This is a genomic window from Microcoleus sp. S28C3 (assembly GCF_036700785.1).
In the GTDB taxonomy this organism is placed as follows: Bacteria; Cyanobacteriota; Cyanobacteriia; order Cyanobacteriales; family Microcoleaceae; genus Microcoleus; species Microcoleus asticus.
This window is the reverse complement of sequence record NZ_JAUBPO010000142.1, coordinates 1-13,907: the sequence shown is the minus strand read 5'-3', so window position 1 is coordinate 13,907 and position 13,907 is coordinate 1. Positions and strand designations below refer to the sequence as shown.

Here is a 13,907-nt window from a genome sequence, read left to right as displayed (position 1 = left end):
TTAAGTCGGGGAGTTTTTCCATTCCTCGATCTAATGTCTATCTCGTCTTCTTGTCAAGGGGGTTGAGCAATTACGAATTGGGAAACAAGCAAAAGGCGATCGGGGATTACGAACAAGCTATTCGCGTTAATCCTAATTATGGTTTGGCTTATTTGGAACGAGGTGCTATTCGCTGTATGTTGGGAACAAAATCGCCAGCAGTAGCAGACTTTCAACAAGCGGGAGAACTTTTCTTAAAGCAGGGAGACGGAAATAATTACAAACTAGCACAAAGCTTTATTAATGATTGTCAAGAACCGAGTGTACAGGCTGCTATCTGCGATTATCGAAGGAACATAGACTCCTTCGGCAGACCCTGCGGTCGCTCTGCTAATGTTCCGATTATAATTAGAAGAAAATCGGCGATCGATGCCTCAAACTCTGACTCTACTAATATTAAAAGCAATAGCAGCCTTGAAAAAATATCGCCTGAAAATTCTGATAGCAGCGGCACAAGAAGTCGCAGCAGGCGAAGAAGCAGAAGGTAAACCGCTGTGGCATTAGTTAGTAGACGACAAAATCTGCTGGTAAGCATCGATGGTTTGCTGGGCGATCGCCTCCCAGTTATAATGCTTTTCGGCATACTTTTTGCCGTTCAATCCCCGCCGTTGGCGCTCCTGTGGATTCAGAAGTGCTGATTTGATTGAATTGGCGATCGCCCCTACTTCCAAAGGCCCCACCCAACCAGCCTCTGCTTGCTGTATGTCTTCGGCAATATGTATGCGATCGGAAATGGCGACAGGTACACCGGCGGCCATCGCTTCCGCTACAGCAATGCCAAAGTTTTCGTAATAAGAAGGCAATACAAATAAGTCTGCTTTTGTCAACAGTTCCACTTTTAAATCACCGCTCACAAAGCCAGTTATTGTTGTGTATTTTGCTAAGCTTGAATTCTGAATTTGCACTTTAATTTTTGTTTCATAATCAGCATCTTGGGGACTAGAGCCCGCTAAAATAAAGTGAAACTCTACGCCCGTTTCTAAAATACTTTCTAATGCTGGAATTAGCAAATCAAGCCCTTTTTTAGGTTCAATTCGCGACATAAATAAGATGATTGGCACTTGAGATTCCCCCCGCAATCTCTTAGGAAACAAACCTGCTGTCACCCCCAATGGAATCACCAAATCTCGTGGCACAGGCATCTTGCCTGTGAAGTCCAAATTTCGTGGCACAGGCATCTTGCCTGTGCTCCCCACACCAAATCTTTCTGAGATTTTAGCTTCTTGTTTACTCGTGAAGTGAATTGCGGCGGCCCCTGCTAAATTAGGACGTTCTAAAAGTGCTGCATAAATCTGTTTTAAGCGCTTTTTTTTCTGCAAATCAGCGGGGTCAAGCATACCGCAGGGACGGATAATATACGGTAAGTGGCGATATCTAGCAATTGTGGCAGCAAAGGTAGTTACTGGCGAGAATAAAGCGTGAATGTGGGCGAGGTCAAATTGTTTCGCATTTTCATTCAACCACTGCAATAAACTCAGAGAAAACTTATATCTACGAAACGGAGAACAGCGGAAATAAATAATCTGATAACCGTTTTGTTTGATGGGTTGATTTAAGGGGACATCTAAGGGAATTTGACCGATATCTCCGTTAGAATCTGTGGTGATAATTGTGACATCAGCACCTCGGGAAGCCAGGGCCGCAGAAAGTCCGAGTACCATTTGACTCGGCCCCCCGTAGACTAGGGAAATTGAGGGGATAATTTGGAGAATCCGCATCAGGGATAGTTATTTAAATCCACATACCAACATCTCCCATTACAAATTTAATTATCTGGAAAAGGTTGCCCGTCTAGCTGTTCAGCTTCCTCTCTCTTTGTTGCTGTAATTTGGGTATTGTGAGCCATTGTCTTGGAAAATTCATACATTTCACTGGCTTTTGCTTCCGCAGCTTTCACAATTTCAAGGATTTCCAGGAGTTGGGTTTCATCTGGTAATTGTTTCATGGCAATGCTTCTAATCTCTCAACTACTTTGTCAATCATAATTTTCGATTCTGGAGCCATATGTAGCAAGGCTGCTAAATAATCTGTTGCTTTTTTAACCTCTTCATCGGGCACACCAGCCAGCAATACATTGCCCACAATGTGCTCTGCTTGTAAGCGAGTACCTGCTACGTTGAATTGAAAATTGGTGATGGAAGAAAAATATTGCATCAGTATTTCATTCTGGGGAAAAAGAGACATTGCTCTTCTAAGTGCAAAAAGTCCTTGCGTTGCTTGGCGTTCGGTATCGTGCAGTACCTGGTAGAGTTCGTCTACCAAAGGTCGTATGTCGGAAGGAATAGACATTTACCACAGCTTTTATTTAACACTTGCATTCTACTACTAAAAATTACAACAATTCTTTGTAAAATTCCAACAACTGGTCAGCTAAAGCTTTATTGGTATAATTGCTCATCGCTCTATGATAACCCCGATCGCCCAAATCTGCCGCCAACTCCGGCCGCTCCATCAATTGCTGCAAACACTCTCGCAAAACCCCTGCATTTCCCTCGGGGAATACTAACCCCGCATCGCCGATGACGTGGGGAATTTCCCCGCAGTCCGAACCAATAACCGGAATTTTACAGGCCATCGCTTCGATTAAAACGTGACCGAATTGTTCTTTCCAGCCCACTGTGGTCAAAGTTTTGAATTTATAGCTGGTTTGCGAGGGCAATACCAAACAGTTCATTAAGTTAATGTAGGGGGGGATTTCCTCGTGCGAAACGCTTTCTACCCAAATTATGCGGTCGCTGATTCCCCATTCAATACATTTTTCTGCGAGTTGCATCCGCAATTTTCCTTGTCCTACTAACAGCCACTTCCAAGAGAGTTTTTTCAACCCTGCCAAAGCCTCAGCTAAAGTTAACAATCCTTTTTCTTCTACAAATCGCCCTACAAATCCTACCACAAAATCGGTCGGTTCAATGCCGAACCTGCGGGATAAATCAGCGTCTTTACCAATGCGGCGAAACAAAGTTTCATCTACTCCGAGTTGTGGCATTACTTTCACCGCACCTTGATAGCCCCGCTGTCGCAAAATTTTAGCTCCATCTAAGTTCCCTGCAATAATTCCGTCAGTGTGCTGAAGATTGTAATTTTCTAAGAGTGAAACAGGCCACTTCAATTTATAAGGCAGATTCCACCAGGTAAATAATATATTTTTTGCTTTTAGTTTGAGCAGTTTATTTAAAAATATTAATTGCGCGCAAGCGAGGGATTTTGAACCTTGTTCAACTTGGATAATCTGCGGTCGAAACTTTTCTAAAATTTCAATTAAATCAGTACCAAATGTTAGCAGTCCTTGATTGTTCTGGCTGTAATTAGAGACTGCGACTACTTTAAATGAGCCTTCTTGACAGAATTGTGTTTCTATAATTTTATTTTGTACGCCTCCGGGTTTCCAACGCTGCGGCACTGCAACTGTTACTTCAATATTGGGTTCGAGGTTTGCTAAAATTTTAAATTTTGCCCGATTTATCTCCACAATATAGGTGTGGCTGGCAACGAGGATTCTCATTTTTTATTCAGTGGTAATTGGAAATTGGTAATAAAAATTATTTACCGTTAATGTTATCTTGACGGGTGTAAATTTGTCCGTCGTTCCATAGAGACTGAATTAATGTATTGAGGACACTCATAAAACCGAGGAGATAAAAACTAAATCGAACGATAATTTTAATGGGCGATCGGCTTTTATGGCAAGGCGGATTTCCCAAAACGTGGCAGTCAAAGAGTTTGGCAAAAAATCGCAGGCATTGTAAAGCTGTTAAATTTGTCAATCCCATTAGAAAGTGATTGTGATAAAATGTGATTTGATATTCGATCGATCGCGTGCTGACATCGTGACATCCGCCGCTCTCTTCACCAAAGTGAACTAAACACGCATTGGGATCGTACCAAATTTTCATGCCAGTCGATCGCAATCTCAAACAAAAATCCGACTCCTCCCGTACCGCACTCCCTACAAATCGCTCGTCAAACCTCAGCCCGCACTCGGCAAAAACCTGCCTGCGAAATGACATATTGCAGCCTCTAGCCGAGAGCACCTGCTGCGGTTTTACTGTATGTACCAAATCGATAAAATACCAGGCAATGCCAGCATCCATCGCTTCTGAGGGCAAATATTCGATCGCCAAATCGCCGCCAGAAAAATCCAATTTCATTCTGTCAAAAACCCTACCCGCCACACATCCCACATCTGGTTTTTCTAAATAGTTGTCAGCGTGAGCCGCCAAAAAACCCTCTGGCAATTGTACATCATCATCAATAAATAAAATAATCTCTCCAACTGCGCGCCGCACTGCATAATTTCGAGCTCCAGGCAAACTCGCCCAATCTACTCGAAACCACCGAATTTTGCCAGCATTTGCCAATTCCTCTAAATAAACTTGAGTTTCCGATTCGTGGGTGCGAGTTTGATCGATTACCAGCACTTCAAATTTCGGGTAATTTTGCCGAATCACATCAGCCAATGTCTCTCGCAGGGGTTGCTCGCGGTTGTAGGTGGGTATCACAACAGAAATCATCATTTGCAGTTGCCACTTTCCTTATTTCTCTACACGCCAAAGCCAAACATCGCCCGGCTGGTAAATTGGTGTGATTTTATATTTTTGCACTTTTTCTAGTTCACATTGTAATGCTTCTGTAGCTCGGTATAGAAATACATCGCTAAAACCATCAGGAATTTTGACTTGTTCAGGTTTAACTGCTAGCAAAAGCTGTGCTTGCGGCTTTAGCAGATAGCTGACAGACAGTATTTTTCCTGTGATGTTGTTGCCTCCGTGAGTGATTACTAAAGGTTTTTGGGCTTGATTGACAATTGCGGCTATTTGGGGATTGTATTTAGTGCTAGAAGGATATTTGTTCCACCAAAGTTGTGACTGTGAGCTGACTGCACAAGAAACTATTTCACTCGATATTAGCACTATTAAACCGAGCTGCCACAGTTTTTGTTGTCGGGAATTGGTGGCGGCTGCAATTTTATCGGTAAATAGGTAGGCAACAGCTACCTGGATTGCTAAAATATAGGGAACCAGATAGCGATCGGCAACGCCTCCCACTGCTATCAATACTATCGCTGTAATTCCGATCGCTGTCAATACAAACAGCCAAACTCGTTTGGGAGTTGAGCGGCAGAGTGAGTATATTGAATGTGCGATCGCTAACAGCAATAGGGCGGCTACAATCAGTCTGATTAAATCTGTAGCAATACCGCTCGAACACAATTTGATAATTCCGCCCGCCCAATGCGTGTCGATAAACATTCGGCAGGTGATGAGAATTAAAGTTTTAAGTGAAGATAGGAAAGATAGAGAAATGCGGGGTAAGCCTACTGTTGCCTCGATTTTTGGCGCGTTACAAAATAATATCCAAATCCAAGGAGCAAAAAGGATTGTTGCCGCCGCAGAAGCTAGTAAATAAGCAATTAATGTCTTGCAAAAACGCCAATTTTCAGTTAAAATTACATAGATACCGTGAGCGAATATTACTAAAAAAAATAATAAACTAGAATACAGTCCTAAAGTCAAGGCGATCGCATAAATAGACCAAACAGCTTTGCTCAATTTAGATGTCGCGGGAGATTTTTGTAGGGCGATCGCCCGCAGCAGAATTGCATTCGACAGCAAAACCAGGACTGCAAACATCATGTACGGTCTTGCCTCTTGCGCGTACAAGACGTGAAAAGGTGAAACAGCGACGATTGTAACAGCCACCCATCCCGCAGACTCAGAGCGAAATAATTCCCAGCACAGCCAATAAATGCTGGGAAAAACTAACAAACTAATCCAAGCTGAAAGACTTCTGACAGTCGCCACTTGCGGGCCGAACAACTGCACCCAAAATCTGGCTAAAATAAAATACAGGGGGGACAGTTGAGGTTCTTCTGTAGCTAAACCTTTAACAGTATCCAACCAACTTTTTTCGGAATTTATCTGCTGGTATTTCTGCTGCAAATCTGCGACGCTAATTGTTTTGCCTTGAAAATCTTGCTGCACCATTTCCGTCCAGGTGTAGCCAGAAATTCGCAGCGAGGTGATAGATTCGTCGAAGGAGTAGACTTTGCGATCGAGGTTAGTAAATCGAAAAAATATCCCCGTTATTAATATGACGACAATTAAAACTTTTAACGAAATTCGATGCAACCGCCCATTTTGAATTGATTTACTATTCATAAAATCAAAAATGGGAAAAGGGAGAAAGAAGGATTTAGTGATTTAGGACACAGGGAATAAGCAAGAGTGAATAAAGAATGAGAAATTGGTTTCAATAGCCCCTATATTTATCTAGAGGATTCTTTATTCTTCCTTCTTCCTTCTTCCTTCTTCCTTCTTCCTTCTTCCTTCTTCCTTCAGATTAATTTGCCATTTCCATTAAATAGCGATGTGTTGCCCAACGGCTAAAACTAAATTTTCAGTCCAGAAATTAGCCAATTCGGCGCTGGCAGCTTCCACCATAACTCGGATTAGCGGTTCAGTGCCTGAAGCGCGAACCAAAACCCGTCCCTGTTCTCCCATTGCAGTTGTAGCACGATCGATCGCCTTTTGCATTGCGTCGCACTCGTGCCATTTTAGACGTTTTTCGCGATCGTCCACCCGAATATTTCGCAGCAACTGCGGATAAGTTTGGAAACTGCCACTTACCAATTGTGCCAAAGATTGCCCGGACTGGCGCACCAGCGAAGCCAAATGCAAAGCTGTCAGCAAACCGTCGCCGCTGACACCGTAATGCGGACAAAGAATGTGTCCAGATTGTTCGCCGCCCAACATCGAACCGGTGCGCTGCATTTCAGCGTGAACGTACTGATCTCCCACGTTCGTTCTAGTTAGTTTGCCCCCCAATTCTTCCCAAGCTCGCTCGAAGCCGAGGTTAGCCATTACAGTAGAAATAATTAAATTGGAGGGTAACTGTTCGGAGTCGCGCAACTGTCGGCCCCACAGATAAAGAATGTAATCGCCGTCAATCGCTCGACCTTGGTTGTCAACACCCAAAACTCGATCGGCATCGCCGTCAAAAGCAAATCCCAAATCAGCATTGTGTTCCAAAACCGCCGCTTGCAAACTGTCGAGATGAGTAGAACCGCAGTTAACATTAATACGATCGCCATCAGGAGTGTCGTGCAAACAGATCACATCCGCCCCCATTTGTGCGAACACCGCCGGCGCCAAACCCGCAGCCGCCCCCCAAGCCAAATCCAAAACTATCCGCATTCCCTCCAAATTCATCTTTTGCAGCGAATCACAGAGCGAAGTGGCATAATCTTTAATCAACTCTGACCGATGGTAGTGCTGCCCCCAACCCAAGCTAGCAACCGGAACCTTTGCCCCCCGGATTCCCGCTTCGATTTGTTCCTGCAACTGCTGCGACAGCTTCGAGCCGTTTGAGCCGAAAAACTTAATGCCGTTGTCTTCTGGGGGATTGTGAGAAGCCGAAATCATCACTCCGCCGACAGACTCCGAAATGCTTGCCAGATAAGCAACACAGGGAGTGGGACACAATCCCAAATTCCACACTTCCAAACCGGCGGCTGTCAAACCCGCTGACAGTGCCATTGCCAGCATATCGCTGGAATTCCTGCTGTCTTGCCCCAAAATCACAGGCCCCTGGTTGGGGGTATTTTGGCGTAGAACTTGTCCAGCCCAGAAGCCCACTTGCAGCGCTAAGGGTGCATTCAGCAATTCTCCAACTTTCCCGCGAATGCCGTCTGTGCCGAAGAGTTTGGTATTGGGCAGGGGGAGGCTATCTCCCACCAGAATCGTATCCCGTTTGACTGGCTGTACCGAGTTAGCAGCCGGAAACTCGCTGCCACGAGGGCGCGAAGGTGTCTGAACCATATTCACTCCTTTAGGAATATTCACACTCACACTTTGGGTTCATGTTACAACTGAAAGTCTTTATTTTCAGCCTAAACTCCATTTATTTCGTCAATTGCTGAGGCAACTTGCTCTGACAACCTACGCACAAAGCTTAACTTCATCGGAAAAATTTGTATTGTATCCAGGGGAAAAACTTTTAGTCCCGGGCGCGCCAACGCCATGAAACCCGGTTTCTTTCTGCGTCGAGGAGTGAGGCTGCTGCTGTTTGAGCCTGTCAGCCACTGCGTGTGTAGAAGGTTAATGCTGTATTGCCGTATATTTTATGGCGGCAAATTTCTAGGCCGGAAATCGGTTGTGTCGATCGCTCCGGGCTGTGTTCGACGGCCATTTCGCCGTTTGGTGCTAGCATTTCTTGGCTGGCGATCGTGTTTAACACAGGTTCGTACAAGTCGCTGGCGTAGGGCGGATCGAAGTAAATGCGATCGAACTGCTGGCCCGCTAATGTTGCCAACTTCGCCGTCGCGTTTCCCCGCAGTATTTGGAATGTTTGGGACGAGTCTGCTACTTGCTCCCAGTTTTCGCGGATAATCGCACAAGCTTTCGCCGACTGTTCGATGCCAGTGACACTCGCGGCTTGCCGACACAAAGCTTCTGCACCCATCGAACCGCTGCCGGTACAAATGTCAAGCCATCTGCAATCTGCGATCGTCCCTTGCCAAATATTAAATAAAGCTTCTCTGACTCGCGAAGGTGTAGGGCGAGTTGCGAGTCCCGGCAGGGTTTTGATTTGGCGGTTGCCACAGATTCTCAGACTCATACAATTTTAGATTTTAGATTGGGGATGACTGACTAAATATGAATTTGGTGCATAATTACAGTTGCATTTTTTATTAAAACTGGTATCATTTAAAACTATAAACACCCGGTTTATACCACAAACCGGGTTTTGCACAAATCGCCTAAGCAGGTACTTTTTCCCTCACCAGACTGACAAAATTTGACAGCATTTGCAATCCCGTACTCGAAGACTTTTCCGGGTGAAATTGTACGGCCATCAAATTGTCTTTAGCTATAGCCGCCGTCACGTTTTGACTACCGTGAGTCACCATTGCCGATCGCACTTCCAAATCAACTGGATCGACATAATAAGAATGCACGAAATAAACCCAAGGATCGGACGGTAAATTTTGCCACAGCGGCAAATCCGGCTGAGTAAATTGCAATTGATTCCATCCCATGTGGGGAATTGTCAAACCCGGTTCCGAGCGAAATCGGCGCACTTTTCCCGCAATAGCGCCCAATCCCGGTTCTACACCTTCTTCGGAACTTTCAAACAGAATTTGCAAACCCAAACAAATGCCTAAAAAAGGTTTTCCCGAGGCGATCGCACTTTTTATCGGTTCTATCAAATTGCGCGATCGTAAATTCTGCATTGCCGGGTCAAACGAACCAACTCCCGGCAAAACCACCGCATCAGCCTGCTCGATTATAGCAGGAGAATCTGTAATTTTTGGCACTGCACCCACATTTTCCAAGCCTTTACAGACTGAGTGCAGATTGCCCATGCCATAGTCTATTACTGCAATGACAGACATTGACTTACTTGCCTTATATTATCAATATCAGTATTATTGCACAAATATGACGGCGAAAATCCTGCTAACCTCATTTGATACTTGGCTTCCCCATCAGAAATCCAACTCTTCGGACGACTTATTAGCCAAGATTTCCCAGATAAAATCTTTGCCTGATTCCCTGACTTTTTTGAGGAAACTGCCAGTAGATTTTCAGCTAGCACCGAATTTGGCGATCGCCGAAATCAACCAACTCCAACCAGACACTATTATCTGCTGCGGCATGGCCGAAAGTCGGCAAAAATTAACCGTAGAATCCTGCGCTTGCTGCGATAGCGACATTCTGGAAACAGCAGTTAATCTCGAACCGCTAGTCGCTGATTTAGCTGCAACAGAAATCAGTCACGAAGCCGGAAAATTTGTATGCGAAGCCCTATATTATGCGGTTTTAAAACATATTTGCGATTCTCAAATAGCCGCTAAATGTATTTTCGTCCACGTACCAATTTTAACTCCCGATAACGCTGACAGAATTGTCGCCGATTTTTTATTAGTTATGCGCCGCCTAACTCTCGCAATTAATAAATAGGTCACTCTAATTCAACATAAAAATTTGTTTAGTGTTCAGAAACCCGGACTTTTAAAGAAACCGGGTTTCTCAGCGTTAGTTGTTTTTACTAACAACTGCCAACTGCCAAGTCTTTAGCCGCCGTAATTCCAACCGGTGCTTTCTAGCAGCAACGGATTGCCTTCCCGGTGGACGCCTGCAGCCAAAACTTCTCCCACATAAACCGTGTGATCCCCGTGTTCCACAGCACCGACAACTTTGCACTCGATGTAACCCAGAGAGTCTGAGATAATCGGACAACCAGTTTCCGCGCCGGGATAAAATTCTACATCCTCAAATTTATTGCCAACGCGGCGCTGCTGCTTGAAGAATTTCTGGGCTAAGTCTTTCTGTCCTGCTTCTAGGAAACTCAAAGCAAAGACACCGCTGGCTTTGATCATGCTGTGGGATTTGGAGTCTTGCTTGACGCAGTTGACAACTAAGGGAGGGGTAAAGGAAGATTGCATCACCCAGCTAGCGGTGAAACCGTTGACTTCCTCCCCGTCTTTGACACCGCAGATGTACAATCCGTGAGGGATTTTCCGCAAGATGGTCTTTTTAGCTTGTTCGTCTAGCACGGGCTTACCTGTTCGATCGATAATTCTACACCGCTCAGTTTACCAATGTCGGGCCCACAAACCCACCTGTCTTAAGGGCTATTCGCTAATATTGCCTTTTTCGATCCCAAACTTGACACCAGTTTTAAGTCAAAATTAACAACTCAAAACTATTGTGCAACTCCGTGCTTTTTAAACCAATCTTGCAGCCGTTTCCAACCATCCTCAGCTTCTTTTTCCCGGTAACTGGGGCGATAGTCAGCGTTAAAACCGTGGGGCGTATCTGGATAAAGCACAATTTCGGAACCGCTGCTGCCAGTTTTGAGAACTTGGCGCATTTTCTCAACTGTATCGTTGGGAATTGACTCGTCTTTGCCGCCGTAAAGCCCCAATACAGGCACTTTCAAAGTTGCTGCAAGGTCGATCGGCTGTTTGGGAGTTAAAGCCGTAGGATTGCCAACCAAACGCCCGTACCAAGCCACTCCAGCTTTGACTTTCGGGTTGTGGGAAGAGTACAGCCAAACAATTCTGCCACCCCAGCAAAATCCTGTAATTCCCAACTTATTAATATTGCCTTTTCCTGACTTTTGTGCCCACTCTACGGTAGCATCTAAATCGGACATAGCTTGAGCGTCTGGAACTTTCGAGACAACTTTACTAATAATTTCTTGGATGTCGGTGATTTTAGAAACATCACCTTGACGGGCAAACATTTCTGGGGCGATCGCTAAATAACCTAACTTAGCAAAACGGCGGCAAATATCTTGAATGTGGGCGTGAACTCCGAAGATTTCTTGAATTACTAAAATTACTGGAAAATTGCTGCCGCTGGCTGGCATTGCTCTGTAGGCTGGAATTTGCCCGTCTTTGACGGGAATTTTTACCTCACCTGCTATTAAACCAGCAGCATCGGTATTGATAACGGCAGCCGCAATAGGATGAACTGCTAACGCAAATCCGGCGCTTAATGCGGTGACAGTGATAAATTGTCTGCGAGTTAAATCAGTCATGGCGATTTTAGATTTTAGATTTTAGATTTTAGATTGGGGAATTGGGAATTGGTAATTGGTAATTGGTTATTTCATAATTGCTCCTTCTTCCTTCTTCCGACTTCCATGGGACTGACATCCGTTACATCCGTTACATCCGTTACATAATCCGTTGCCGAACTTTCTTCTTCCTGACATCCGTTACATCCGTTACAAAATCCGTTGCCGAACTTCCTTCGAGGGTCGGAAAAGCCGATCGTGCTCTGGATGGTACAAGCGCGATCGCCCTTCTGCTGATTTTCCCAACGCCGGACTAATAACGTACATTGTCGTTCTGATCAAATTATTTTCGCGCGTAGCAACGGCCATTTTGTCAAGGGGAACTAGCACAATTTTTTCATCGGGCCAGCCCAACCGATAACAAATCGCTACAGGCAAATCAGATGGGTAATGTTCCATCAATTTAGCTTGAGCTTTTTCGACATGGCGGGCGCTCAAATACAGGCACAAACTCGCTTGATGAGCCGCTAAACTCGCCAATTCTTCGCGTTCGGGTACTTCGGTTCTGCCGCTAATTCGCGTCAAAATAATTGTCTGCACAACTCCCGGAACTGTCAACTCAATTTTAAGTTTAGCCGCCGCAAGTTGGAAAGCGCTAATTCCCGGGATTACCTCAAAAGCAATTCCCTCGGAGGCCAAAGCTTGCATTTGTTCGCCGACGGCCCCGTAGAGACAGGGATCGCCCGAATGCAGACGGACGACGCTTTTTCCGTCGCGCACTCGTTGCACCATCAAAGGTACAATCTCTTCGAGGGTTTTATGGGCAGTTTGGATCGTTTCAGCATCCGCGCGTACCCCCTGCAAAATTTGCTCTGGGACTAGCGAATCAGCAAATAATATGACATCAGCAGCAGCCAGTAATTTTTGGGCCTTAACTGTCAACAAATCCGGGTCTCCCGGGCCTGCACCTACAATGTATACTCCTGGAATTAGGGCTTCAATCTCTTTCAAACTCATTGCTGCTAAAAAATTTGCTAAATTTACGGACGCTTCCGGATGTACCTATTTTGGTTGGAAGTAAGAGATGGTAGATGCACCCTGGTTTTGAACCCTAGAGACTAACCTCTCTGGGGTTTTTTATTGATCCTCTGGCAATTTCGGAGTGATCTTAGACCGATCGTTATTGGGGGAGACAACATCGGGCAAAGGTCGATCGACCAAATAAAGCCAAGCCAACCCGCCCAACCCTAAAACAATCCCAGTCAAGCTTACCATTTGCGCCGTCCGCAGCGGCCCGAACATCAAACTATCAGTTCGCAACCCTTCAATCCAGATTCGACCGGAACTGTAAGCTGCGATATAAACCAAAAATAAAGCACCAGTTTTCAAGCGAATTTTGCCCTGCAAATCGCGGAAAAACAAAGTCAGAAGCAACCCAAATACTGTCAAATTCCACAGGGATTCGTAGAGAAATGTGGGGTGGAAGTATTCAAAATTAGCGTAGGCGGGCGGGCGGCTGTTTGGCGGAATATAGAGTTTCCAAGGCAAATCCGTAGGACCGCCAAAAGCTTCCGAGTTAAAGAAATTTCCCCAGCGTCCGATCGCCTGACCGAGAATTGCCGAAGGCGCGATTAAATCTGCCAATTGCCAAAAAGAAACTCGCTGAATTTTAGCAAAAATTAAAGCTGCGATCGTGCCACCCAAAATCGCCCCGTGAATCGCAATTCCGCCTTTCCAAATCGCAATAATATCCTCTGGCCTCTGGGCGTATTGCGGCCACTCGAAAGCCACGTAATAAATTCGAGCACAGGGAATAGCGCCCAGAACCAGCCAAATTGCCAAATCACCCAACAATTCCGGGTTGACGCGGCGTTTTTGGGCCAAGTATTGGGACAGGCTGACCCCAATCAAGACGGCAGAAGCTATTAACAGCCCGTACCAGCGAATGGCTACGGGGCCAAGTTGAAAGATAATTGGGCCCGGCGATGTAAATTGAAACGCTAAGGGCAGCGCAAGAATATTTAGCACCATAAAAGTTGCATTAATTGTGATGGAAAGCTGTCAAATTTGCACACCCTTTAACAAACTCCAGAGTTTATTTTAGGTGGGTGTGGTCATTTACACGCAATATTTGGGGAATTTTGCCAAAAATTAACTTTGTTGCGGACATTGGTGTCTGGAGTTTTCTTTGTGAGTCCACAATAAGAGCCCCCTAACCCCCTTTTTTAAGGGGGGAACCGGATTATTCTCAAATTCCCCCTGATTAAGCTATGCTTTATAAACATCTTTCTTAACAAGAAAGTTGACAAAAGTAACTACTTGTGTAGGAGTTTTTGGGGCTC

15 protein-coding genes are annotated in these 13,907 nt (G+C 45.1%); 2 read left to right on the top strand and 13 right to left on the bottom strand.

What is annotated here, in order from left to right:
• A partial coding sequence (locus QUA13_RS28775) for a tetratricopeptide repeat protein (RefSeq protein ID WP_333204040.1) occupies window positions 1-527 on the top strand: 527 nt, incomplete at its 5' end.
• A 12-nt stretch (window positions 528-539) separates the two neighbouring features.
• Here the strand turns inward: QUA13_RS28775 and hpsP are convergent.
• The 9 genes from hpsP to hisH all read right to left on the bottom strand — a co-directional run bounded on the left by hpsP (window position 540) and on the right by hisH (window position 9,433).
• On the bottom strand, window positions 540-1,757 hold the full coding sequence (hpsP, locus tag QUA13_RS28770; RefSeq protein WP_333204038.1) for a hormogonium polysaccharide biosynthesis glycosyltransferase HpsP: 1,218 nt from the start codon (window positions 1,755-1,757) through the stop codon (window positions 540-542).
• A gap of 47 nt (window positions 1,758-1,804) precedes the next feature.
• On the bottom strand, window positions 1,805-1,984 hold the full coding sequence (locus tag QUA13_RS28765; RefSeq protein ID WP_172187054.1) for a hypothetical protein: 180 nt from the start codon (window positions 1,982-1,984) through the stop codon (window positions 1,805-1,807).
• Window positions 1,981-2,328, bottom strand: a complete 348-nt coding sequence (locus QUA13_RS28760) for a hypothetical protein (RefSeq protein WP_333189290.1) — start codon at window positions 2,326-2,328, stop codon at window positions 1,981-1,983. Before QUA13_RS28760 ends, QUA13_RS28765 begins: the two co-directional genes overlap by 4 nt.
• Before the next feature lie 43 nt (window positions 2,329-2,371).
• Window positions 2,372-3,541 (bottom strand): hormogonium polysaccharide biosynthesis glycosyltransferase HpsO, encoded by a 1,170-nt coding sequence (gene hpsO / locus QUA13_RS28755; RefSeq protein WP_333204035.1) that lies wholly within the window; start codon window positions 3,539-3,541, stop codon window positions 2,372-2,374.
• 37 nt (window positions 3,542-3,578) lie between these two features.
• Window positions 3,579-4,553, bottom strand: a complete 975-nt coding sequence (hpsN, locus tag QUA13_RS28750; protein WP_333204033.1) for a hormogonium polysaccharide biosynthesis glycosyltransferase HpsN — start codon at window positions 4,551-4,553, stop codon at window positions 3,579-3,581.
• 18 nt (window positions 4,554-4,571) lie between these two features.
• A complete protein-coding gene (locus tag QUA13_RS28745; protein ID WP_333204031.1) occupies window positions 4,572-6,197 on the bottom strand; it encodes a glycosyltransferase family 39 protein in 1,626 nt (541 codons plus the stop codon).
• Window positions 6,198-6,395: 198 nt separating this feature from the next.
• A complete protein-coding gene (gene glmM / locus QUA13_RS28740) occupies window positions 6,396-7,856 on the bottom strand; it encodes a phosphoglucosamine mutase (RefSeq protein WP_333204029.1) in 1,461 nt (486 codons plus the stop codon).
• Between the two features lie 256 nt (window positions 7,857-8,112).
• Window positions 8,113-8,655: a 16S rRNA (guanine(966)-N(2))-methyltransferase RsmD gene (rsmD, locus tag QUA13_RS28735; protein WP_333204027.1), complete on the bottom strand. Its 543-nt coding sequence runs from the start codon at window positions 8,653-8,655 to the stop codon at window positions 8,113-8,115.
• Window positions 8,656-8,797: 142 nt separating this feature from the next.
• Window positions 8,798-9,433: an imidazole glycerol phosphate synthase subunit HisH gene (hisH, locus tag QUA13_RS28730; RefSeq protein ID WP_333204024.1), complete on the bottom strand. Its 636-nt coding sequence runs from the start codon at window positions 9,431-9,433 to the stop codon at window positions 8,798-8,800.
• Between hisH and QUA13_RS28725 the strand changes: the two genes are divergently transcribed.
• The gene (locus tag QUA13_RS28725) at window positions 9,423-10,001 is read left to right on the top strand and encodes a pyroglutamyl-peptidase I family protein (protein ID WP_445242755.1); all 579 of its coding nucleotides are present in this window, start codon (window positions 9,423-9,425) and stop codon (window positions 9,999-10,001) included. The two genes, hisH and QUA13_RS28725, sit on opposite strands and share 11 nt — an antisense overlap.
• A 113-nt stretch (window positions 10,002-10,114) precedes the next feature.
• On the opposite strand, the gene QUA13_RS28720 is transcribed toward QUA13_RS28725, so the two are convergent.
• The 4 genes from QUA13_RS28720 to lgt form a co-directional block, all read right to left on the bottom strand.
• Window positions 10,115-10,597 carry a flavin reductase gene (locus QUA13_RS28720; RefSeq protein ID WP_172190125.1) on the bottom strand — a complete coding sequence of 161 codons (483 nt, stop codon included), beginning with the start codon at window positions 10,595-10,597 and terminating at the stop codon, window positions 10,115-10,117.
• Window positions 10,598-10,746: 149 nt separating this feature from the next.
• Window positions 10,747-11,586 (bottom strand): dienelactone hydrolase family protein, encoded by an 840-nt coding sequence (locus tag QUA13_RS28715; protein ID WP_333204023.1) that lies wholly within the window; start codon window positions 11,584-11,586, stop codon window positions 10,747-10,749.
• Between the two features lie 189 nt (window positions 11,587-11,775).
• On the bottom strand, window positions 11,776-12,582 hold the full coding sequence (cobM, locus tag QUA13_RS28710) for a precorrin-4 C(11)-methyltransferase (RefSeq protein WP_333204020.1): 807 nt from the start codon (window positions 12,580-12,582) through the stop codon (window positions 11,776-11,778).
• A gap of 120 nt (window positions 12,583-12,702) precedes the next feature.
• Window positions 12,703-13,596, bottom strand: coding sequence for a prolipoprotein diacylglyceryl transferase (lgt, locus tag QUA13_RS28705; RefSeq protein WP_333204018.1), 894 nt, complete (start codon window positions 13,594-13,596; stop codon window positions 12,703-12,705).
• Window positions 13,597-13,907: the final 311 nt, after the last annotated feature.

Bases quoted from the DNA above. Each gene is read 5' to 3' on its own strand.
- rsmD (WP_333204027.1), bottom strand. From the start codon at position 8,655: ATGAGTCTGAGAATCTGTGGCAACCGCCAAATCAAAACCCTGCCGGGA.
- cobM (WP_333204020.1), bottom strand. From the start codon at position 12,582: ATGAGTTTGAAAGAGATTGAAGCCCTAATTCCAGGAGTATACATTGTA.
- QUA13_RS28765 (WP_172187054.1), bottom strand. From the start codon at position 1,984: ATGAAACAATTACCAGATGAAACCCAACTCCTGGAAATCCTTGAAATT.
- hpsO (WP_333204035.1), bottom strand. From the start codon at position 3,541: ATGAGAATCCTCGTTGCCAGCCACACCTATATTGTGGAGATAAATCGG.
- QUA13_RS28725 (WP_445242755.1), top strand. From the start codon at position 9,423: ATGACAGACATTGACTTACTTGCCTTATATTATCAATATCAGTATTAT.
- QUA13_RS28760 (WP_333189290.1), bottom strand. From the start codon at position 2,328: ATGTCTATTCCTTCCGACATACGACCTTTGGTAGACGAACTCTACCAG.
- QUA13_RS28745 (WP_333204031.1), bottom strand. From the start codon at position 6,197: ATGAATAGTAAATCAATTCAAAATGGGCGGTTGCATCGAATTTCGTTA.
- glmM (WP_333204029.1), bottom strand. From the start codon at position 7,856: ATGGTTCAGACACCTTCGCGCCCTCGTGGCAGCGAGTTTCCGGCTGCT.
- lgt (WP_333204018.1), bottom strand. From the start codon at position 13,596: ATGGTGCTAAATATTCTTGCGCTGCCCTTAGCGTTTCAATTTACATCG.
- hpsP (WP_333204038.1), bottom strand. From the start codon at position 1,757: ATGCGGATTCTCCAAATTATCCCCTCAATTTCCCTAGTCTACGGGGGG.
- QUA13_RS28715 (WP_333204023.1), bottom strand. From the start codon at position 11,586: ATGACTGATTTAACTCGCAGACAATTTATCACTGTCACCGCATTAAGC.
- hisH (WP_333204024.1), bottom strand. From the start codon at position 9,433: ATGTCTGTCATTGCAGTAATAGACTATGGCATGGGCAATCTGCACTCA.
- hpsN (WP_333204033.1), bottom strand. From the start codon at position 4,553: ATGATGATTTCTGTTGTGATACCCACCTACAACCGCGAGCAACCCCTG.